18 protein-coding genes and 1 pseudogene are annotated in these 21,748 nt (G+C 62.7%); all 19 read right to left on the bottom strand.

What is annotated here, in order from left to right; all coding sequences use genetic code 11:
• Window positions 1–32: 32 nt before the first annotated feature.
• The 19 genes and pseudogenes from ADJ70_RS01215 to ADJ70_RS01130 all read right to left on the bottom strand — a co-directional run bounded on the left by ADJ70_RS01215 (window position 33) and on the right by ADJ70_RS01130 (window position 21,689).
• The gene (locus tag ADJ70_RS01215) at window positions 33–812 is read right to left on the bottom strand and encodes a ComF family protein (RefSeq protein WP_083443720.1); all 780 of its coding nucleotides are present in this window, start codon (window positions 810–812) and stop codon (window positions 33–35) included.
• 436 nt (window positions 813–1,248) lie between these two features.
• The gene (locus tag ADJ70_RS01210) at window positions 1,249–2,238 is read right to left on the bottom strand and encodes a TatD family hydrolase (protein ID WP_050342797.1); all 990 of its coding nucleotides are present in this window, start codon (window positions 2,236–2,238) and stop codon (window positions 1,249–1,251) included.
• A 603-nt stretch (window positions 2,239–2,841) separates the two neighbouring features.
• Window positions 2,842–3,774, bottom strand: coding sequence for a 16S rRNA (adenine(1518)-N(6)/adenine(1519)-N(6))-dimethyltransferase RsmA (rsmA, locus tag ADJ70_RS01205; protein ID WP_050342795.1), 933 nt, complete (start codon window positions 3,772–3,774; stop codon window positions 2,842–2,844).
• A 6-nt stretch (window positions 3,775–3,780) separates the two neighbouring features.
• Window positions 3,781–5,421, bottom strand: coding sequence for a methionine--tRNA ligase (gene metG / locus ADJ70_RS01200; RefSeq protein ID WP_050342793.1), 1,641 nt, complete (start codon window positions 5,419–5,421; stop codon window positions 3,781–3,783).
• 93 nt (window positions 5,422–5,514) lie between these two features.
• Window positions 5,515–6,126 (bottom strand): hypothetical protein, encoded by a 612-nt coding sequence (locus tag ADJ70_RS01195; protein ID WP_050342791.1) that lies wholly within the window; start codon window positions 6,124–6,126, stop codon window positions 5,515–5,517.
• Window positions 6,127–6,151: 25 nt separating this feature from the next.
• The gene (locus ADJ70_RS01190; protein WP_050342789.1) at window positions 6,152–6,388 is read right to left on the bottom strand and encodes a hypothetical protein; all 237 of its coding nucleotides are present in this window, start codon (window positions 6,386–6,388) and stop codon (window positions 6,152–6,154) included.
• A 153-nt stretch (window positions 6,389–6,541) separates the two neighbouring features.
• A complete protein-coding gene (locus ADJ70_RS01185) occupies window positions 6,542–7,153 on the bottom strand; it encodes a hypothetical protein (RefSeq protein WP_050342787.1) in 612 nt (203 codons plus the stop codon).
• A gap of 25 nt (window positions 7,154–7,178) precedes the next feature.
• Window positions 7,179–8,126, bottom strand: a complete 948-nt coding sequence (rsmI, locus tag ADJ70_RS01180) for a 16S rRNA (cytidine(1402)-2'-O)-methyltransferase (RefSeq protein ID WP_253273209.1) — start codon at window positions 8,124–8,126, stop codon at window positions 7,179–7,181.
• Complete coding sequence (locus ADJ70_RS01175) at window positions 8,123–9,163, bottom strand: glycoside hydrolase family 5 protein (RefSeq protein WP_050342785.1); 1,041 nt, start codon at window positions 9,161–9,163, stop codon at window positions 8,123–8,125. The genes rsmI and ADJ70_RS01175 overlap by 4 nt, the downstream gene beginning before the upstream one ends.
• Before the next feature lie 362 nt (window positions 9,164–9,525).
• Window positions 9,526–9,963, bottom strand: coding sequence for a 6-carboxytetrahydropterin synthase (locus ADJ70_RS01170; protein ID WP_050342783.1), 438 nt, complete (start codon window positions 9,961–9,963; stop codon window positions 9,526–9,528).
• A 61-nt stretch (window positions 9,964–10,024) separates the two neighbouring features.
• Window positions 10,025–11,587, bottom strand: a complete 1,563-nt coding sequence (locus ADJ70_RS01165; protein ID WP_050342782.1) for a regulatory iron-sulfur-containing complex subunit RicT — start codon at window positions 11,585–11,587, stop codon at window positions 10,025–10,027.
• A complete protein-coding gene (locus tag ADJ70_RS01160) occupies window positions 11,566–12,732 on the bottom strand; it encodes an ATP-binding protein (RefSeq protein WP_050344671.1) in 1,167 nt (388 codons plus the stop codon). Before ADJ70_RS01160 ends, ADJ70_RS01165 begins: the two co-directional genes overlap by 22 nt.
• Before the next feature lie 27 nt (window positions 12,733–12,759).
• On the bottom strand, window positions 12,760–13,428 hold the full coding sequence (gene tmk / locus ADJ70_RS01155; RefSeq protein ID WP_050342780.1) for a dTMP kinase: 669 nt from the start codon (window positions 13,426–13,428) through the stop codon (window positions 12,760–12,762).
• Complete coding sequence (locus ADJ70_RS01150; protein ID WP_050342778.1) at window positions 13,425–16,091, bottom strand: DNA topoisomerase I; 2,667 nt, start codon at window positions 16,089–16,091, stop codon at window positions 13,425–13,427. The genes tmk and ADJ70_RS01150 overlap by 4 nt, the downstream gene beginning before the upstream one ends.
• Window positions 16,092–16,425: 334 nt before the next feature.
• Complete coding sequence (locus ADJ70_RS15195; protein ID WP_253273285.1) at window positions 16,426–18,072, bottom strand: BspA family leucine-rich repeat surface protein; 1,647 nt, start codon at window positions 18,070–18,072, stop codon at window positions 16,426–16,428.
• Between the two features lie 414 nt (window positions 18,073–18,486).
• A pseudogene (tatC, locus tag ADJ70_RS15190) lies at window positions 18,487–19,257 on the bottom strand (twin-arginine translocase subunit TatC); the annotation flags it as partial.
• Between the two features lie 2 nt (window positions 19,258–19,259).
• Window positions 19,260–20,129, bottom strand: a complete 870-nt coding sequence (locus ADJ70_RS01140; RefSeq protein ID WP_050342776.1) for a twin-arginine translocase TatA/TatE family subunit — start codon at window positions 20,127–20,129, stop codon at window positions 19,260–19,262.
• A gap of 121 nt (window positions 20,130–20,250) precedes the next feature.
• Window positions 20,251–20,562 (bottom strand): STAS domain-containing protein, encoded by a 312-nt coding sequence (locus tag ADJ70_RS01135; RefSeq protein ID WP_050342774.1) that lies wholly within the window; start codon window positions 20,560–20,562, stop codon window positions 20,251–20,253.
• 95 nt (window positions 20,563–20,657) lie between these two features.
• Window positions 20,658–21,689 (bottom strand): lipopolysaccharide assembly protein LapB, encoded by a 1,032-nt coding sequence (locus tag ADJ70_RS01130; RefSeq protein ID WP_050342772.1) that lies wholly within the window; start codon window positions 21,687–21,689, stop codon window positions 20,658–20,660.
• Window positions 21,690–21,748 lie beyond the last annotated feature (59 nt).

The raw sequence follows: 21,748 nt of genomic DNA, 5'->3' as shown, positions 1-21,748 counted from the left end.
GTGATGACAGGGGAAGTGAGGAAGAGGGAACACTACCAGACACGTGCGAAGGCACAACAGCTCACCTCGGCGGCCCCACGATCCAGAAGCGCACGTGTGGCTTCTCGCATGCTTGCGCCCGTGGTGATGACGTCATCGACCAGAAGGAACCTGAGTCCAGAGACGTCTGTGACGGGACCGATCGTACCTCTGATGTTCTCCCTGCGCTCCCATCTGTCAAGCTGGCGCTGGTCACGGGCCGAGGCTCGCGCCAAGACGTCCGCGAGGGGGATGCCCGTGAGCGCCGCAAGCTCTTGGGACACAAGCTCCATGTGGTCGAAGCCCCGCCGGGCGTAGGCTCCAGCGGTTGCCGGAACGAAGCAGATCGCGTCGAGTTCCTCGGGCTCAAAGCGTGAACGGCCATCTTGGGCAGGCCAGGCGGCCGCCTCGTCGAGTGAGGTTGCCATCGCCGCAGCCAACACCGAAGCAAGGCGCCGCTCGTGATGATCCTTGAAGATCGTGATGAGACGAGAAATCGTTCCACCAAAGGGAAGCGCGCAAACGATCGTGCGCGATTCCCAGTCATGTTCACACTCCGTACAGGCGAGACTCCCAAAGGGTGCCCCACAGTCCGGACAGGCCCAGCGTTGCTCGATCCAAGGGAGCCGCGATCGGCACTCGGCACAAAGAAGCTCTCCCGGCCTGTCACACCCAATACAGCGGGTCGGCCAAAGCAGTTCGGCAACACGTTGTTCCATGTCCTCGAACGCACCCGCCATCCGGTCACGAGAGTCATGGGTGACATCCTCGATGTGCGCGTCCACCTGTGACATGAGTTTCCCCTGAGCGCTCTCCCGTAGCTCGAAGCATCGTCTATAGCATAGCACCACAGCAGGACACTGTGGCATGGGTGGTGGTAGCTGTCAGGCTGTTGCCACTCGGTGGCGTCGAGTGCGCGTCCTGCGTGCCATTCGGTGACGTCGAGTGGCACGAAATCTCCTGACAACTGGGCATTCTTCGGCCTCTGTGCCACTCGGTGGCGTCGAGTGCGCGTCCTGCGTGCCATTCGGTGACGTCGAGTGGCGCACAATCAGGAGGCGTTGCACCGTGCGGGCCACCAACGGCAACTAAGGTCGAACAAGCACGCCTTTGGTGATCTCGTCCAACCCTTCAAATGAGCGCAAGGCCCACCTGACTCACAGGACGCCGTACGAGTGCACAGCAGCGTGAGCTGCGCCACCCCGCGCAGCAGTACCCAGCGCAGCGACGCTACCCTGCTGCGCACATGGGAGAAAGCCCAAAGAGCGTACAGGCGTTCTCCCAGAGGGCGCGGTAGGTCTCCTCGCGCGGTGCGTCCAGTGTAGCCTTGCGCACGTCGGCAAGAAGCGCTGCGGAGAAGGCGACCATCGCCGGCTCGCACTCCCAGCCACGCAGGGGCACCGGCGCCATGTAGGGAGAGTCCGTCTCAGAGAGCAGTAGGTTCTTCGGACATGCGCAAGCTGCGGACCTGATATCGTCCGAGCGCCTGAAGGTAACGGCACCACCAAAGGCGATGTGACAGCCAAGCTCCACAAACGGTGCCATGACCTCAAGAGACTGGGTGAAGCAATGCAAGTCACAGCCTCGCTCGGGCACTCCCTCCTCTCTGAGCACGCGAATCGCGAGATCGTGCGCCGCCGTATCGTCCTCGCCATCGCGAAGATGCAGCTCAACGGGGAGCTGCCGCTCATGAGCAAACCGAAGCTGGCGACGAAAGGCCCTCTCCTGAACATCGGCACCAAGCTTGTTGTGGGGACCGAAGTCGAGTCCGATCTCGCCCACACCCACACAGCGCGGACTGGCAAGGAGGTCGCCAAGGCGAGTGAGCGCTGCCTCGTCCAAGCAGTCCGCACCGTAGGGATGCGCCCCCGCCACGATGTGCACGTTGTCGAGAAGTTCCGGAACTCCCCAACCGTTGAAGGTCGGAGGCTCCAGGCCCTCTCCAGCCGTATCGTCAAGCGACGTATGCGCGCGCTCAACCTGCGTGTCCAGCCATGCGAGCAAATCCCCTGCAGTCCTCCACCTCTCGCCAAAGTCATCAACGATGTCAATGGGCACCACAAGGAGGCGCAGGCCTGCGAGGGCGGCATGAGCGAGCGCGTCTGCGACGTCAAGCGTACGAAAGCAGGTCAGATGTCCGTGAGTGTCCGCAAGCGGTGCTGGCGGTACGGGAACTTCGATATCCTTGCCCTTTTTGGAGCGAAACACGAAACCTGCCATCGAACAACACCTCTCCACCTCTCACACCAGCCGCGATGTAAGAAGATAAACGTTAGCGAGGGGCGATCCAGCGACCGCACGGCTACCCGCCCATTTGTCCATAGTGCGCTTTTCCGTGAGGTCGATGAGACAAAATGCGGTTTTCGGTAAATCGTCACAGCGTTTGCGCAGGTGAGGAAAAGCGCATTCTACGGAAAAGCGCATTCTGGGAGGTTGGGCTCACGGAAAAGCGCATTCTGGGAGGTTGGGCTCACGGAAAAGCGCAGTTTGCCCAAGCGTTGTCACCAAAGTCGCATTCTGCAACCCGCGTCGACCATAGAGTGCGCCTTTCCGTGAGGGTGCGGACTCAGAATGCGGTTTTCCGTGAGGGTGCGGACTCAGAATGCGGTTTTCCGTGAGGTGTCTCGACGTTTGCGCAGGTGAGGAAAAGCGCACTCTACGGAAAAGCGCATTCTGCGTGTGACCCCTCACGAAAAAGCGCATTCTGGGGGTACCTCCTCACGGAAAAGCGCACTCTGGGAGGCCGGGGTCACGGAAAAGCGCATTCTGTGAGGCCGGGGTCACGGAAAAGCGCATTATGGGAGGTTGGGCTCACGGGTGGCGTCACAACGCGTCTGCGAGGCGCACAAAGTCCGAGGGCGAGAGGGACTCCGCGCGGGTGGTTGGCGCGATGTCAGAGCGCGCAAAAGCCTCGTCGAGCCGGGACCGCTCGAAGCCGCCTGCTGACAAGGAATTGCGAATCGTCTTCCTGCGCTGGGCAAAGGACGCATCAATGACATGAGCGACCCAGTCGAGCTGCGAGGGCGTGAGGTCCAGCCCCGTCTTGGGGTCCGCCATGGGCGCGCGGTCTATGCGCACGACAGTGGAGTCCACGTGCGGGGGCGGCAAGAAGCTGCCCCGTCCGACCTCGAAATGACCCGTGACCTGGCCCCAGAGCGCAAGTTTTGCCGTATAGGCACCATAGACCCGTGACCCGGGACCCGCACAGATGCGATCGGCTACCTCCGCCTGAACCATGACCACAAGCCGCCCCACGCTCGGAAGCTCCTGAAGCAGCTTGAGGATGAGAGTTGCCGCCACCTGGTAGGGCAAGTTCGAGACAAGCTTGTTGGGCACGAAACCCACTCCCGAAAGGGACGAAGGGGGGGACGGGGAGCCGATGGGTGCCGCGGTGGCCGAAGGAACGAGAGGGACGAGCCTGAGCGCATCTCCCCACAACAGGGTGAGTCGCTCGGCGTCCTGCGCACAGGTCGTGGCAAGCACCGGCTCAAGCGCGCGATCGGCCTCGATGGCAATGACCTCACGAGCACGAGCGAGCAGTGCAACCGTAAGCGTGCCGATGCCCGGACCCACCTCGAGGACGACATCATCCCCCACCAGTTCGGCCAGGTCCAGGATCTTCCCCACCACCGCATCGCTTACCAGGAAGTTCTGTCCCAGCCGATGCTTGGTGACAAGCCCGAAGCGCGCAAGCGTCGCCCGTGTCTCACGGACATTCGCCAGATAGGAGTACGGAGCCTCCCCTGCCCCAGGCACGCTCCCCTACCCCTTGGCAGCGAGGCGCGGGAAGAGGGCGTCTCCCTTGGTGACCTCGACGCCACCGGCAAGCTGGCCCCATTCGCAGGCGGTGGCCAGATCGTCACAGTCCAGCTCGCCTGTAGCGCCCATGCGGCGCAGAACCTCGACAGACGTCTGTGGCATGAAGGGCGCAAGCAGATGCGCCGAGATGCGTATCGACTCAAGCAGGTTGCGTATAACGTCGGCAAGCTCGCCTGAGCGCGAGGGGTCCTTGGCCAGCGTCCAGGGAGCCGAGTCCTCGACGTAATGGTTCGCCGCATGCACGAGCTCCATGATCACGTCCTTGGCAGCCACATACTCGAAGCTCTCCATGTGCTCGCTATAGCGGGCCTCTATGCCACAGGCGATATCGCGCAACGGACTCTGGCGGGACGCCCAGGTGGGGTCATCCGCAGGCGTCATGCCACCAAAGTACTTGGAGCTCATGTTAAGGGCACGACTCACGAGGTTACCCCAGCTGTTGGCGAGGTCCGCGTTATAGACCTGCTCCATGCGAGAGAGGCTGATGGCACCGTCCTCGCCAGGTATGACGTCACACATGAAGTAGTAGCGGTAGCCCTCCACGCCCAGAAGGTCGATGACCTCCTGGGGGGCGATGGCGTTCCCACGCGACTTGCTCATCTTCTCGCCCTGACCGGTCTCATCGTTCCTAACCATCAGGAAGCCGTGGGCAAAGACGTGCTCCGGCAGGGCCTCGCCCATAGCCATGAGCATGGCGGGCCAGATGACGCAGTGGAAGCGGATGATGTCCTTGCCCACGACGTGGTACTGGGCAGGCCAGCGCCGCGCGAGCTCAGCTGCGGCACCCTCTCCCGGCTGACCATAGCCCACGGCCGTCATGTAGTTGAGCAGCGCGTCGAACCACACGTAGGTCACGTGGCCCTCATCAAAGGGCAGGCGTATGCCCCAGTCAAAGCTCGTGCGGCTCACGGAGAGGTCCTGAAGGCCCCCCTCCACAAAGCTCTTGACCTCGTGCATCCTAAAGCTGGGCATCACGAAGTCGGGGTGCTCCTCGTAGAGTCCAAGCAGCCGGTCCTGGAAGGCGGAAAGTCTGAAAAACCAGGACTCCTCCTGCACGCGCGTAAGGGGTCGGCCACAGTCGGGGCAGAGGTGCTGGCCCTCGCTGTGGCGTTCCTCGTCGGCCTTGTGCACCTGGTTCTCGGTGAAGTAGGTCTCGTCGGGAACGCAGTACCAGCCGTCGTAGGAGCCCTTGTAGATATAGCCAGACTCCCTCATGCGCTCCCAGAGGTAGCTGACGGCACGCAGCTGGCGAGGCTCGGTGGTGCGGATAAAGTCATCGTTGGATATCTCGAGCGTCCGCCAGAGCTCCTCGAAGGCCGGCACCTGACTGTCGCACCACTCCTTTGGTCCCATGCCGTGCTCGCGCGCAGCCTCCTCGACCTTCTGGCCATGCTCGTCCATACCCGTGAGAAACTTGACGTCGAAACCCTTGGCGCGACGGTAGCGCGCCTGCACGTCACAGAGAACTGTGGTGTACGCGGTCCCCAGGTGTGGCTTTGCGTTGACGTAGTAGATGGGTGTGGTGATGTAGAAGCTGGGCCTGCCGTTGCAGCCGCCCGGGCCAGTCAAGGTGATGTCTGCCATGTGCCGCTCTCCTGATAACGGAATTGATTGCAGGGTGCAGCGTTCGATTCTACACCAGTGCCAGTACTTCCTGCGGCGGGGCTTAGCTTACGCTCACAGGTAGATGGAGCAGAAGAGAAAAAAGATCCCGATGGTGAGCAGGCACAGCATGCCGAGCAGCGAGGACAGGTATTCGGTTACCGCCAGCTGCTGGCCCACGCGGCGCGCCTGGAAGATTTGGCGCAACGAACACGGCGCCATGAGCAGGCTACCGATCGCTGCGATGGCCATCGCAGCCTTCATTATCGGGTACTGCTCCTCAGGCGACGTCGGCAGGATCCGCACCACCCAGAATACCACGATGAGCGACCCCACCATGATGACGAGGCAGATGCGTTGCACCCACCCCATAGCGTCGCATCCCTCGTCAAGGTGAGTGGAGGGATGGAGGAGGCGCTGAGTATGCAGGCGACGTCGCGTCTCTTGGAGATCGTAGCTGCCACTAAAGCCGGGGGCTGGGTTCACATTCCCATACGTGCCCTGGCTGCGAGACCTGAAAAAGAGGATAACGGACGCGAGGAAGGTGCTCATGCTCACAGCGAAGAAAAGCAGCCATAGGGGCCCGGATGGCTCGGTCATGTGGCTGTATTGTGCCACCAGAATGCTACCGACACCTATCCTCGCGAAGATAAGGCTCAACTTTGCGATATCGGCATCGTTGTCCATGCGTCCTCCCTTTCTTGTGGACCCGTCAGGTTCCCGTCGACGCGGCGGACTTTTCCTGGCCGCAGCATCCTCCGCTCGTGCGGAGAGCCAGACCGTATACCTTGGCACGGGACACACCATAGGCCTTGGAGAGGCGCTTGGCAAGCGCGCTCTTGGGCTCGCCTGCTACAAGCCCCTCGCGCACGGCCTCGTTAAGGGGAACGTCGGCCTGTCGCTTCCGGCGCAGGGACGTGAGCTCATCTTCGTAGTTCCGCAGTATCATCCCTGTAGTTCCGCAGTATAGAGATCGGGTTTTCTTTCGTTGTCCCTGCTCGAGGACCCATCCTCTTGTCAAATCACATGGTTTGAAATTTGCTGCGGAAGTCAGGATTCTACACCAGTGCCAGTACTTCCTGCGGTGGGGCTTAGCTTACGGTCACAGGTAGATGGAGAAGGAGAGAAAAGCGATCCCGGCGACGAGCAGGCCCAGCATGCCGATCAGCGAGGACAAGTATTCGGTTACCGCCGGCTGCAGACCCAGGCGTCGCGCATGGAGGACTCGACGAAACGCGCACGGAGCCATGAGCAGGCTACCGATCGCTGCGATGGCCATCGCAGCCTTCATTATCGGGTACTGCTCCTCAGGCGACGTCGGCAGGACCTGCATCACCAGGGATACCACGATGAGCGACCCCACCATGATGACGAGGCTGATGCGTTGCATCCACCCCATAGCGTCGCATCTCTCGTCAAGGTGAGTGGAGGGATAGAGGGAACGCTGAGTGTACGGGTTATATTGAGGATTCTGTAAGTCGTAGACACCACCAGAGCCGGAGGATGGATTCATGTCCCCATACGTAGCTTGGTTAGGAAACCTGAAAAACAGAACAGCAGCCGCGATGAGAAAGACCCCGCTTACAACGAGGAGAGCTGTCCGTAGGAATCCGAGCGGCCCCGCAACGCGAGTGAATTGCGCCAGCAGAAGGCTACTGGTGCCTATCCTCGTGAAGGTAGAGCTCATCTTTGCGATATCGGCATCGTTGTCCATGCGTCCTCCCTTTCTTGTGGACCCGTCAGGTTCCCGTCGACGCGGCGGACTTTTCCTGGCCGCAGCATCCTCCGCTCGTGCGGAGAGCCAGACCGTATACCTTGGCACGGGACACACCATAGGCCTTGGAGAGGCGCTTGGCAAGTGCGCTCTTGGGCTCGCCTGCTACAAGCCCCTCGCGCACGGCCTCGTTAAGGGGAACGTCGGCCTGTCGCTTCCGGCGCAGGGACGTGAGCTCATCCGCGCTCGGCGCCGCGATCACGATGACGCACTCGCCCTTGAGGTCCTCCCGAGCGATAAGTTCGTCTGCCACCTCGCGTACGGGACCTCGCACGACCTCCTCGTGGAGCTTGGTGAGCTCTCGCGCAAGGGCGACCTGGCGCTCTGGGAGCACGTCGGCGATAGCCGCGAGCGTCGCGGGCACGCGATGTGGTGACTCATAGATGACGAGCGCACCAGGCACCGCCGCGAGCTCCTCGAGCCGAGTGAGCAGCGCACCTCTCTTGCGCGGAAGGAAGCCCTCAAAGAAGAAGTGCTCCATGGGAAGCCCCGAGGCCACAAGTGCGCAGGTGACGGCAGAGGGACCGGGAATGACCTCGACGGCAAGCCCCGCATCGAGGACGGCATCCACCAGGCGCTGGCCGGGATCGGACACACCCGGCATACCCGCATCAGAGACAAACGCTACCTTCTCCCCCCGCTCGATGCGGCTAAGCGCGGGAGCGATGCGCTCCGCCAAACTGTGCTCGTCCGCCCGCCTGAGCGCCGCGCGGATGCCAAAATGGGACAGCAGCCTGCCCGTCACCCGCGTGTCCTCGCATAGGATGAGATCAACCTCACGAAGTGTATGTAGGGCGCGCACCGAGATGTCATCGAGGTTGCCGATGGGCGTCCCCACGACGAAGAGGGTCCCTTCTCCCTGCGGCTGACGCACGAAGGTGACGGGTTCGCCCTCGACTACCCCTTGGCTCACGTGAGCATCGCCCGCTCGAAGGATGAGAGCGCGACACGGGCGTCCCAGCCGTCGAGATGCTTGTCCGTCTTCCATGTGTTAAAGAACCAGGCAGGGCAGCTCTTGAAGATCGCGAGCTGCTCTGAGATGTAGACGCGCTCGAGCGCGATCCTGCCTTCGGGCGTCGTGACGGAGTCCGGAAACGGAAGCGATGCCGACCACTTGCCCACCATCACGGGAAGGCCGCTTTTCCTCGCAAGCCTCATCGACTCGCGAGACGCGTTCGACAACATGCGAATACCCGTGGGACCAACGGAGTCAATATGGTCGCGGTAGTGGTAGAGGTGACTATCGAGCCAGACGTTCTCATAGCGCCTTGGTGGCATGAACCTGCGCCAAGAACCAGGCATGCCCGCGTCAGGCAGGATGACCGTGACGTCCGGCGCATTGGTGCGAATGCTCTCGTACGCCTCGCGGTAGTAGTTGCGCACCTGATGCAGGGGCACACCATCACTAAGCGTGAACCCCCGGCGCGTCTGGGCGACGACGCCATCGGCGACCTCTATGCCCGCAAGGGCCATGCGTGAAGAATAGCGCTTTGCGAGTGCGCCCAGAACGACAAGCATGGCCTCGCGGCGGCGCGAGAAATCCTCGCGGTCATGCGCGAAGTCCGTGCCGGCGGCCTTCGACCCAGGAATGACGGCAAGCGCGAGCACGATCTTGAGGTCGATGTCCTCTGCCCACAAGAAGGCCTCGTCTACGTACTCGAGACAGCCCACAAAGGGACCGCTGTCAGGCCCCGCATCACCAAAGACGTACCAGGGAACGGCGAGACGCACGGCGTTGAAGCCACGAGACGCTATCGAGGTGAAGTCCTTCTGGGAGAGAAAGGTTCTGCGATGCTCGCTGATAAGCTCGCGATAGCGCTTGGTGCCGATAGAGGCGATGAGGGCGTCCTCGTCGAGCGCTCCGGAGTCCGCGAAGAGCCGGGGGGTAACCCACGGCTCGAGCGTCAGCCAGCCAGCGAGATTCACGCCATGAAGTACGCGTGCCGCCATGTGTGCCTCTTCCTCTTCCAAAGTGCCCAACCCCTTACATGACGCGTCCCCTGATCCGACAGACCTGCGCAACCTAGCCGACAGGTGACGGGCCCAGACAAGGGACGGACTGATGACAGGCACTGCTCGTACATATCACACCTGCAGGCATGCCTGTGGGTTCACTCGCCTGTGCAGATCCCCTTCCGTACGTTCGACCGTCGGTCAAAAGAGACGCGTATGTGTGTACATACTAACGCATGGGACAGGACGGATGCCTCGCAAAAGCAAGAAGACTGGAGCAGGAATGGCCCAACTGAAGAAGCGGGGCGTTACGTGCAGCGGCAACGTTGCCGCACGCCATGGGAACCTAAGGGGGTTGCTCACTCGAAGGCACAGCTGGGCGGCACATAGCTCGCGCGGTTGTTGGGGGTCTCGTCGCAATCGACGCGACGTATGGGCAGGCCCCGTGCGATAAGACGCTCGGCCAGGTAACGAGCGAGGTTCTCGGCCGTCGTCCTGAAGGGCAGCAACGTGAGTACAAACCCCTCACCTTCGAGTGCAGCGATCGTCTCGGGCCTGAGCGACCCCTCCTCGACGAGGAAGCTATGGTCGAGCGCATCGCACTCCTCGCGGACGATGCGCTTGAACCGGGCGAAGTCCATGACCATGCCCCTCTCGGTACCGCTTGTGACCAGCTCGTCTGCCGCAACATATGCCGTCACACGCCACCGGTGCCCATGCAGGTTCTCGCACGCGCCGTGATAGTCGGTCAGGAAGTGGGCGCTATCAAAGCAATGCTCGGTGGAAAGCTCGTACATTGATCTGTCCTCTCTGCAGCACCCCGTAGGGCCAAGGATCCGCAAGGCGACACGAACTCGCTCATGTGGCGGAACTGGGATCTGAGCCTGGGCCTTGGGTGCCAAGACCACCACCGCCACTGCCACGCCCTCGACCACTGCGACGACGCCTCTTGGGCTTACTGGTGCCCTCGTGCGTTCCCGTGCCCTGAGCCTGTGTGCGCTGTCCGTCTTGGCCTCGAGTCTGGACCTTTGCCTGCTGTCCCCCACGATCTCCTGGGCGGCGACGGACGGGACGGTCCTGCGGCATGCCTGCGCCATCAGACCTCACCAAGGTCGTAGCCGGCCACACTGCTCCGTCGCTGACATCACCATCCTCATGGTGGCGGCGACGGTGCCTTGCGTCGGACTTAACCGGCGTCTCCTGCACCCGCTCCTTGGTTGGACTGCCGCCAGAAACTCCACCGACGCCACCTTTCTTGCGCCGACGCTTCGAGCGATTTTGGGTCCGCGCGGACGGTTCGTCACCCTCGCGCGGGGTGGGCGCAGATTTTGCGCCCCGGGGATGGAAGGTTGAGCGGGCGCCGTCGGCACCTTGGGCGCCACTCATGCTACCATCTTGCCTGCGGCTCCTCCGGCTACGACGACGTGGCTTGCTCTCCACGAATATGTCGGCCGAATCGAAGGCAGCCTTGGGAACCACACCATGGACCCGATCGAGCTCCGCGAGTGCCATCTGCACCTCGGGCGATTGGAGCCTCTCGAGCGCCGAGCGCGGCACCATATCCGGGCGGCAGGGGCAGTGCAGCTCCTCGCTCTTCTTGACCGCCGCTTCGGAGGTCTGCATCTCCGCGAGGGGGATGCGCACCTGTTTTCCATTCTCAAGACGCAGGCATATCTGCTCCTTGGGCGTGTCATACTCGACGATCTTCGCCTTGCCGAGCGGCGTCTCTATCACGGCGTTACGCTTGGGCGCGCGCTGCTTGAAGTCCTTGTACGCATCGAACTCGTAGCGCAAACAGCACATGAGTCGCCCGCAGGCACCCGAGATCTTGGATGTGTTGAGCGGCAGGTCCTGCTCCTTGGCCATTCGAATGGAGACGGGCTCCAGCCTGCAACCTAGCCGCGCGCAGCAGAGCTCCTGCCCACAGTGTGCGAAACCACCCACAAGGGCGGCCTCCTCGCGCACCCCGATCTGGCGCATGTCGATGCGTTTGCGCAGTTCACGGCTGAGCACACGCACGAGCTGGCGAAAGTCAACACGATCCTCCGCCGAGAAGTAACACACGACGCGACCACCGTCGAAGAGGTACTCGACGCCTATGGGCTTCATGTCAAGATTCAGCTTGTACACAGAATCACGAAAGGTCGGAAGCGCATCCTCACCCTGCCGGGCGAGCTTGTCGGCACGATCGAGGTCGGACTCCGATGCGATGCGCACCACGCTACTCAGGCTCGCCTTATCTATCCGCTGCCTGAGGCGCTCCTCGTCCACCTCCATGGCATCCATGGTGCAAAGGCCTATCTCCTGTCCGCGTTCGGTCGCGCAGATGGCGTAGTCTCCCTCTCCAGCACCCGTATCTGCAGGATCGAACCACAGGTCGTGTGCCACGTATTTGAACTTCACCGGTATGACGGTGGGCATGCAAGAGCCTCCTTGACAGAGAGGAGCATGGTCTCCATGACCAGCTGAGGTGTTACGTTGTGGGCGAGGTCGCAGGCCGCCCCAGAGACGCAGCCAAGGGCCCTGATCACGGCCTCGCTTGTCGATGCCTGCGCCATGCGGTCCACGACGTCCGCCGCGTCCTCGTTCACGAGGGACTCATCCACCCCCTCGCGACGAATGAGCACGTCACGCAGGAGCGACTCTGCGACAGCAAGCGCCTCCATCATACCCGAACGCTGTCGTGCCGTGAGCTCGCGCTTGTTGGCAGCCTCGATCCGCCTCATCGCCGGTGGGGCAAGGTAGTCTGCGCGCTCCTTGAGCGAGGCCTGCTGGGAGAGCTTGTACTCGTCAAGCGGAACCCGCACGGCATCGACTATCCGACGCGCGGAGATGAGGACATCCCACATGTCGTCACGCGCAAGCTCATCGAGGGCGCGAACGACTTCTCGACGTGCCTGCTGCCTGTCGGGGGAGGCCAGAAACTCCGCCGCACGTCCCGGCGAGCCTGTCACCGCAAGCGCAATGCGGGCGTCCCCTCCGCAGGAGCCCGAGGCGAGCTCGACGGCCCTCTCGGCGACGCCGGGCGAGACGACACGAAACGGCAGCTGCTGACAACGCGAGACGATCGTAGGCAGAACGGCTGCCGCAGAGCGCGCCATGAGGACGAAGTGGACTCCCCGAGGCGGCTCCTCTATGGTCTTGAGCAGGGCATTTGCTGAGGCGTCACGCAAGAGCCCCGCGTCGTCTAAGATGTACAGCTTGCCCTTGGCGCGCACGGGGGCAAGCGCCGCGTCATCGATGAGCTCGCGCACTTGCGACACGAGATAGCCGGTGGCGCTCTCGGGCTTGAGGTAGCGGACGTCGGGATGAGTCCGGTGTGCCACGCGTATGCACTCGTCGCAGCTCGCATCACCACCGTGGGGACAGACGATGAGCTGCGCCAAGGCACGGGCAGCGTCGTGCATGCCAGAGCCGGGGGCTCCCACGAAGAGGTAGGCATGGCTGATCCTGCCCTCCCCATACGCCTTGGCAAGATAATCCCTCACGCGGGGTTGCTGATCAAGGACCTGAAGTGCCTGCGGAGATACGGTCGAGGCCACGCAATCAGCCGCTGTTGCACACATCTCGCGCACACCCCCTCCCCGCCCTCCTCATGAGGATGGCCTCGCATCCTCGCCCAAAGCAGAACAAAACTGAGGACAGGCCTCAACGAGCTGAGTCACCACGTGCGAGAACACCTCGTCCTCACCCGCGTCACCATCCACGACGCGCACGCGGGCAGGCTCACATTTGGCAAGCCTGAGGTAGCTCTCGCGAATACGCTCCTGAAAGTGCAGGCCCTCGGCCTCGAGACGATCTGGGTCGCGCCCTTCCGTGCGCATGAGCGCGGTCGAGACGTCAAGGTCGAGCACGAGCGTCAGATCGGGAACGACACCGCAGCTTCCAAGCTCGTTGCAGCGTCTCACGAGATCCTCGTCGAGGCCACGCCCACCATGCTGGTAGGCATAGGTCGAATCGAAGTAGCGGTCGCAGACGACGACGGAGGCCCTCTCGAGGGCCGGACGTATGGCCTCGCTCACGAGCTGGGCGCGAGATGCCTCATAGAGGAGAAGCTCGCAGGCATCGGACATCGTCGCATAAGTGGAATCGAGGAGGATGGCGCGTATCTGCTCGCCGACGACGGTCCCTCCCGGGTCACGGAACAGCACGACGTCAAGACCCGCCGCCCCAAGCAGGTCAGCCACCCGCCTGGCCTGCGTCGTCTTGCCGGAGCCATCGATGCCCTCGAAGGTGATGAAGCTGCCACGACGCTTGCTCATGACTTTGAGTCCTCTGCAGAGCCGGAGCGCTTGGCTGCCCTCTTTGTGCCAGGTTTGTGCGCGCCCGTACCCGTCTTGCGCCTGTTTGCGGTAGCGCGAGAACTGCGGCCTGATGTGCCCGTTTTAGCCGACGCGGCCTTCCGGCTCGGCGCGGCCTTCTTGCCCGACGTACCCGTGCGCCCCGACGCGGCCTTCCGGCCCGATGCGGTCTTCTTCTCTTTGCTGGGACAGTCCATATTGACGCAGATGCGCCACGGGCCACGGGCCGTCACGATCTCGACGATGGGAGCCCCGCAGTCGGGGCAGGTCTCGCCCGTGGCGTGGATCTCACCGCGCTGTGGCAGAGGATAGCTCACCTTGCACTCGTCGTAGTTGGTGCAGCGAATGAAGCGCTTGGCCGTTTTTTCACTCTTGTGGGCGACAAGATCGCCATGACGGCCCTCCCCCTTGCACTTCGAGCACTCCCCCACGATCACGTCTGGCTCACGGTTGGTCTCGCACATGGGGTTCACGCACAGCTCGTAGGCCTTGGAGCGAAACGGCTTGCACTTGATGCGAGGCGCCCCACACGTAGGGCACACACCCGCCTCTCCCTCGATTGGCTCCACCTTCACGTTGGACGGCACGGGGTAGGTGACGTCGCAGTCGGGCCAGCCCATGCAGCCAATGAAGCTGCCGCGCGTCTTGGCAGAGCGCTTCATCACGAGGTCCTTGCCACAGCTAGGACAGCTTCCCACCTTGGCATCCGCCGTGACCGCATCGGCGATGGCCTCGCCTAGGTCGTCCTTGTGCTCGATCAGGGCATCGACCATGCCCGAGAGGAGCGCGCGAGAGTGCATGACGACCTGCTCCTGGCTGTCTGTCCCCTCGGCAACCTTGGTCATGTCAGCCTCGAGCTCCGAGGTCATGTCGGGGCTCGTGACGTGCGGCGCGTAGGCGGTGAGCGCCTTGATGACGGCCATGCCGAGCTGGCTTGGCTCCACGGGGTCGCCCTTGAGGTACTTGACGTCAAAGAGGCGCTGGATGATGGAGGCACGGGTCGACTTGGTCCCGAGGCCGCGCTTCTCCATCTCTTGGATGAGTCGCCCCTGGCTGTAGCGGGCGGGCGGTTCGGTCTGCTTGGCGTCGAGCTCCATCGAGTGGACGTCACAGTCATCCCCCACAGCGAGCGCTGGCAGGACCTTGTCCTTCTTCTGGCCAAAGGGATAGATGGCCCTGAAGCCCTCCTCCACGACAACGACGCCTGATGCGTTGAAGGGCTCGCCGGCCACGTCGAGGGAGAGCTTCGTGGACTCGCTCACCGACGCCTTCGAGAGCGTCGCAAGAAAGCGGCGGGCGACCAGGTTGTAAAGCTTCCACGCGGCCGCGTCGAGCTTGTCGGGGTCGGCCGCAGCCGTGGGATAGATGGGGGGATGGTCGGTCGTCTCCTGCTTGCCGCGCGTGGCAACGAGCTTGCCTGCGGACAGGAGCTCCCTGCAGTAGGGGGCGTACTGCGGCACGCCTGTAAGGCTCTGCACGCAGGCGCGCAGGTCGAGTGAGGGAGGATACACCGTGTTGTCCACGCGTGGGTACGAGATGAGGCCGTCCATGTACAAGGACTCGGCGACGCGCATCGTACGTGCCGGCGTGAGGCCGACAGAGGAAGAGGCAGCCTGGAGCGAGGTCGTGTTGAAGGGCGCAGGAGGCCTGGTCGTGAAGCGCCTCCTCTCGATGTCGCTGACCGTGGCCGTGCGGGCGTCCTTGACGCGGGCGTACGCGGCGTCTGCCGCTGCCTTGTCCTTGAAGCGGGCCGTCGCGTGCGTGGCCCTGAAGCGCTGCTCCTCGTCCTGCACACCCTTGGGAGCCAGCATGCCCGAGAGTACCCAGTAGTCCTCGGGCACGAACGCCTCGCGCTCACGCTCGCGCTCGACGACGAGGGCCAGCGTGGGCGTCTGCACGCGACCTGCCGAGCGGACATTGCCAAAGCCGCCGAAGCGGGCCATCGTGAGGTAGCGCGTGAGCACGGCGCCCCAGATGAGGTCAATGTACTGGCGGCTTTCTCCCGCATCGGCAAGATCCTGGTCAAGCTCGACGAGGTTCGCAAAGGCATGGTCTATCTCGGCCTTCGTGAAGGCCGAGTAGCGCGCACGAGAGACGGGGGCATCAGGCGCGACCTCGAGCATCTGGCGCAGGGCGTCCGAGCCGATGAGCTCGCCCTCACGATCGAAGTCCGTGCCGATGACGATGGAGTCAGCCTTCTTGGCCAGGTTCTTGAGGGCACGGATGATGCCCTTCTCGGCGGGGAGCTTCTCGATGGGGGCCCAGACCAGGTAGGGAAGACTTGGGACCTTCCAGCCCTTGATGTCGATGCCGTCGGCGAGAAAGGGCTTGCGTTTGCTGTCATAGGGGGGCTTTGCCAAGGCGTCGGGTACGGCGGCAGAGAGCAGCTCGCCATCCTCGCTCACGGCAAACCAGCCCTCGGCCTTGCTGTAGCGCAGCTCGCGCGGGAAGTCCGGTGCCATGATGTGTCCACGAAGCCCTATGGTGACCCACTCTTCCCCATCGTGCGTGAAGCGGTAGATGGGCGTGTCATAGACCTTCTCGGCCTTGGGCTTGCCAACGCTCGAGAGGAGCCGGGCGATCTGCTGTGCGGCGTCATTCTTCTCTGTGACAACGAGCTTCAAGGCTCACGCTCCCTTCGTGCCTCTTGGTCGGGTGGGCGCGGCATAAGGTCCCACCCATGGGTTGGAGACTATAGCAGATTGCGCCGAACCTGCGGCCCGAGACCCCCTCTGGTCGCTAGCTGACTGCACGTAGCTTGCCGCCAGCTGTCCACACATGTACTGTCGCCAGCGAGCGACACGTAACCTGCCTGCACCCTCGTGCGGACCGCCGCCTGACGGACGCCTGCCGCCGAGGACCCCGGGGAACCCGACGTGATCGGAACCCTCGCGTGCCTCACCCGCGAGTGGCATCACCTCGCCGGCCGGGGCCGGGGTGACCCCAACCCGGCTGTCCCTACGGCGACGTTTGGGCCGCCTGCGGCGACACCAGCGACCTCCAGGCCTCGGGGGCCGTGTAGGTGTCGGCCACCCCCTGGCGAGAGGACGAGAGCTCGCCCAGTGTGAGCCACCTCTTGTCCCTCTCGGAGTACCACCCCCTGCTGCCCACGCCCGCGGGGAGCGCCGTGTGCCTGTCGGCCGAGAGGACGCCCCCGCACCCCTCCCCGACCGCCAGCGAGGAGAGCGAGGAGCAGCCAAAGAACATCCCCCACATGCCGGTGACCTCTGAGGTGTCCCAGCCCGAGAGGTCGAGGGACGCGAGCGCGGAGCAGCCGGAGAACATGAAGTCCATGCGTGTGACCTTCGAGGTGTCAAGGCGGGAGAGGTCGAGGGACGCGAGCGAGGAGCAGCCGGAGAACATGAAGTCCATGCGTGTGACCTTCGAGGTGTCAAGGCGGGAGAGGTCGAGGGATCGGAGCGACGAGCAGCCATCAAACATGTCACTCATGTCCATGACCCGCGAGGTTTTGAGCGACGAGAGATCGAGGGATCGGAGTGATGCGCAGCCGGAGAACATGTCTTTCATGTTTTTGACCTGCGAGGTGTCGAGCGGCGAGAGGTCGAGGGATCGGAGCGATGAGCAGCCGGAGAACATGTACCACATGCTCTCGACCCGCAAGGTTTTGAGCGGCGAGAGGTCCAAGGACGCGAGCGACGAGCAGTCGGCGAACATGTACCCCATATGCTGGACCTGCGAGGTGTCGAGCGGCGAGAGGTCGAGGGATCGAAGCGACGAGCAGCCATCAAACATGCCCCCCATAGACTGGACCTGCGAGGTTTTGAGCGGCGAGAGGTCGAGGGATCGAAGCGACGAGCAGTCGGCGAACATGCCCCACATGTCCGTGACCTGCGAGGTGTCGAGCGGCGAGAGGTCGAGGGATCGAAGCGACGAGCAGCCCTTGAACATGCCACTCATATCCGTGACCTGCGAAGTTTTGAGTGGCGAGAGGTCGAGGGACGAGAGCGACGAGCAGCCCCTGAACATGCCACTCATTTTTGTGACTTGCGAGGTGTCGAGCGGCGAGAGGTCGAGGGAGGAGAGCGACGAGCAGTCCTCAAACATGCCGAACCCGATAGGGCTGCTCATGTCCGTAACCCTCGAGGTATCGAGCGGCGAGAGGTCGAGGGACGAGAGCGACGAGCAGCCCCAGAACATACCTCCCATGTCGGTGACTCGCGAGGTTTTGAGCGGCGAGAGGTCGAGGGACGAGAGCGACGAGCAGTTGGAGAACATGTACCCCATGTACTGGACCTGCGAGGTGTCGAGCGGCGAGAGGTCGAGGGATCGAAGCGACGAACAGCCCTGGAACATGCCCCACATGTCGGTGACTCGCGAGGTGTCGAGCGGTGAGAGGTCGAGGGATCGAAGCGAAAAGCAGTTGGAGAACATGTCTTTCATGTTTGTGACCTGCGAGGTGTCGAGCGGCGAGAGGTCGAGGGAGGAGATCGACAAACAGATGGAGAACATATCCTCCATGTCGGTGACCCGCGAGGTGTCGAGGCCCGAGAGGTCCAGGGATCGGAGAGACCCGCAGCTCTGGAACATACCTTTCATGTCGGTGGCCCGCGAGGTGTCGAGACCCGAGAGGTCAAGAGACTCCATCGCGCGCAGGCTCCCGAAGAGGTAACTTGAGTCTGCGGGCGCCACGACGCCCTCCTTGACGGTTACCGATCTGATGGCGTCCAAGAGGTCGCCATCGTCAGACAGCGCGTCACGGACGCGAGCCATCTCCCCCGACGCGCCGTCCGTGGGGTAGATGGTGAGCGTGCCAGACCATGTGTCGAGTTCGTAGGAGCAGCCGGTGCCGATGGTACCGACCCTCGGCGCCTCACGGGGCGGCGCCGTAGCCAGCATGATCGCGAACACCAGGCAGGCGGCGAGGGCCACCAAGCGCAGGACCGTAAGGCCTGGATGACCCAAAGCGATCCCCCGGCCTCTCCGGGCGTCAGAGTCTTGAGCTGCGCGCGCGTCTACGGTCCCTCCTTTATCTCCCTCATGGGGTCGGATCGAGTCCCCATATTCCTGGTACTCCTCCCGGCTCCACTTGAGTGACTCCTTGCCGTCCCGCGCAATGAGCACAAAGCGCGCGATCAAAAGTGCGATCTCATAGAGGGCAATGAGCGCGGCGAACATCAGGATCATGGTCACCGGCGAGGCATCAGGCGTGACAACGCTCGAGATCACAAGCAGCACGATGTAGACGTAGCGCCACTGCGAGCGGAAGGTCTTGTAGGGGACCACGTGCAGGATGGAGAGGTAGAAGACGATGAGCGGCAGCTGGAAGGCAAAGCCGAAGCCAATCTCCAGGAGCATCATGATGTTGAGGAAGTCCTCGGCTTCTGGAATGACATCTGCGATGGCACGGCTCTGGGCTACCATCCATCCAATGGTAGGCTTCTGGATCACCAGATAGCAAAAACCCATGCCCAAAAAGAAGAGTAGGATCATCGCGGCCACCGTAGGTATCACCCACCTGCGCTCGCTGGGCTTGAGGGCGGGCAGAAAGAAGCCCATGACCTCCCAGACGATGACTGGTGTGCAAATGATGAGACTGAAGAAGAAGGCCACCTTGAAGCGAATCGTGAAGCCGCCGAGTACGCTGAGGACCGTCAGCTCGTTTGACTCGAACACATCCCTGATAGGGTCGAGCATGATGTCTATGAGAGTGGGTGTGGCAACATAGACCACGACAGACGTGACGAGGAGCGACACGGCAACGATCGCAAGACGGCGCCTCAGCTCGCCAAGGTGATCCATCAGGGGCATGCGTGCTGGTCCAATGGGCATGGTTACTCTCCCTCACCCGTCGTGGACGACATCGGGATTGTTGGCGGGTGCAGGCGCTCCGGTGAAGCCACCGCCAGACAGCGGGCCGGCGCCATGGCCGCCAGCAGGCGCCGGCGCCTGGACGTTGGGGGCGTCAGGCACGTGGACGCCACCTGCGGGCGACGACGCGTGGACGCTAGCGCCAGCTGACTGGGCGGCGTCGTTGTCAGATGGTGCGGTGGCATCGCAACCGTCAGCAGACAAAGGCGCGCTGACGTGAGCGTTGACGCCGCCGAAGGGCGCTTGGGCACAGAGACTGCCTGCGGGCGCCCGAACGTCCCCATAAGCAGACACAGACGCTTGGAGGTCGAGACCGTCGTGGTCGGCCGGACAGCGACAGACGCTGGCGCGCCGACGTCACCGACAGTCATAGGCGCGCTGCCCCCAGACTCCTTAGACCCCTTCCGTGAGGAGGGATGCTTCTCCTTCGTATTCTGGTAAAGCGCACTAGCATCAACGCCTCCCCTTTGCTCGCCCCCCGTCCCGACAGCCTTCCTGTCCTTCGTCTTTGCCTGTGCCTTGCGCTCGGCAAACGTTTTGCCCCCACCCTTTGTGGGCACGCTCTTGCCCGTACTCTTGCTCTTGCGGTCCGCATCCTCCTCAAGGGCTGCGGTACGCTTGGTACCGTTCTGTGCACCCGCATCGCCCATCGCCTCGTTCAAGGGATCTAGGACCTCACTCTGAACAACCTTCGTAAAGCCCTCCTGAGCGTCACGGAACTGCCTGAGCACACGACCGATCGTCCTGCCCATACCCGGAAGCTTGTCCGGACCAAAGAGCAAAAACGCGAAGGTGACGATGATGACCAGCTCCGTCTCCCCGATGCCAAACACGTGAACACCTCTCCTGCCGCCGGCGAAAGCTGGCTGTGTCTCCAGCATTGCGCCACGACGGCTCGTCCTTGTCGTATGTCATAGCGGCTGCACGGTGACGGCCGCACACAAGTCACGTCTCCTACCGCTCAACCCCAAGCTCTGCGTCCACGCCCAGGATGCCCATGATGCGCTCGACGTTCCTCTGCGGGCGCAGTACCTTGAAGACGACGGACTCATCCTTCGCGTGATGCGCGACACCCACAAGGACGCCGATGCCCGTGGAGTCGATGTAGGAAACCGCGGACAGATCGACCTCAAGGGTCTGAGGCGCCCCTTCGAGCGCCTGATTGAGGGCATCCCTGAGCTCGGAGGCGTTAGACACGTCCACCTCACCAGCACAGGCAACACGCGTGGCGCCGACGCCCTCGCTCGTTGTGATTGCAATGCTCATGTTCACTCCGTTTCCGTGAGATGCGACGCTCGCCGACACCGCCCGTGAGGTCACCACCCCCGCTGGACACCACCGCGCCCCTGGCTACCGCACCCCTAGAGCTTCATTCCCGAGTTGAGTCTGTCCACGAGAGACATTCCTCCCGAAGAACCCGAACCTGTGGCACCCGTCGTCGAGCCCGAGGGATTCGATCGTGAGGCGAGATACTCCTCGTATTTCTGCGCAAGCGTCTTGGCCCCGTACTCGTCATTGGGATCTGCCGCCTCCGCCCGCTTCAAGGCGTTGATCGCCTTGGTGTTATCACCCTTCTGGACATAGGTAACACCAAGATACACCCAGGCGGGACCGTAGTCGGGCGAGGCCTGCGTGAGCGCCTCAAGCGTCTGTACGGCCGCATCGGTATCGCCGCTGTAGAGCTGACATTGGGAGATTTTCACCTTGACCGCACCCGAGTCGTTGATGGCAAGATACTGTTTGTAGTAGTCGATGGCCTTACCGTAAAGCTCACTGACGTGGGCCTTACCGGCATCGTCACTAGCCTGCCTACTTGCTGCGAGGGCCCACTGCAGGTAGTCATCACCCAAACCCAGGAGTGTGGGAAGCTTGCTGGTGTCATCGGTCGCGCTCGCGAGCTTGTCCTCCAGCGAGGAGATGGGCTTTTGGTACCTGTCATCAATGCTGGCTATGTCGTTTTTTGCCCCCTCGTTCGAAGAGTCAGTGTTGCCACTGTCCGTCGAACCTCCGTCATCACCGGCACTCTCGGACGAGTTGGTAGAGTCGCTCGACTGAGAGGAGTTCGAGCCTTGACCCGATGGGCCGTGGCCGGTAAAGATGTATGCGAGAGACGGCAGCATCATCGAGACGCCGATGATGACGGCGAAGACGGCAACGGCTATCTCTTTCGTGCGCTTCTTACCGCCCATCCTGTCAACGATGGTCGGCTTGAAGACAGATCGCTTCTTGCCGTCTTTGCCACCTTTGACCACCTTTGCCCTGGCAAGGCGCTTGCGATTAGGATTGCCCGAGAGATCGGAACTGTTGTCCGTCCTCTTGTCGGCAGCCTCACTACCCGCAGTCCGCTTGGCCTTGGCCGCTCCACCCGCGCGCCTGTTCCTCCTGCTAGCCATCAATCAAACCCTCCTGGCGTGCTCACGTGTCAATTGCGACGAGAGTTCCAACGCCTGCC

Origin of the sequence: Olsenella sp. oral taxon 807, from assembly GCF_001189515.2 — a bacterium.
GTDB lineage: Bacteria > Actinomycetota > Coriobacteriia > Coriobacteriales > Atopobiaceae > Olsenella_F.
This window is presented reverse-complemented; position numbering and strand designations above follow the sequence as displayed.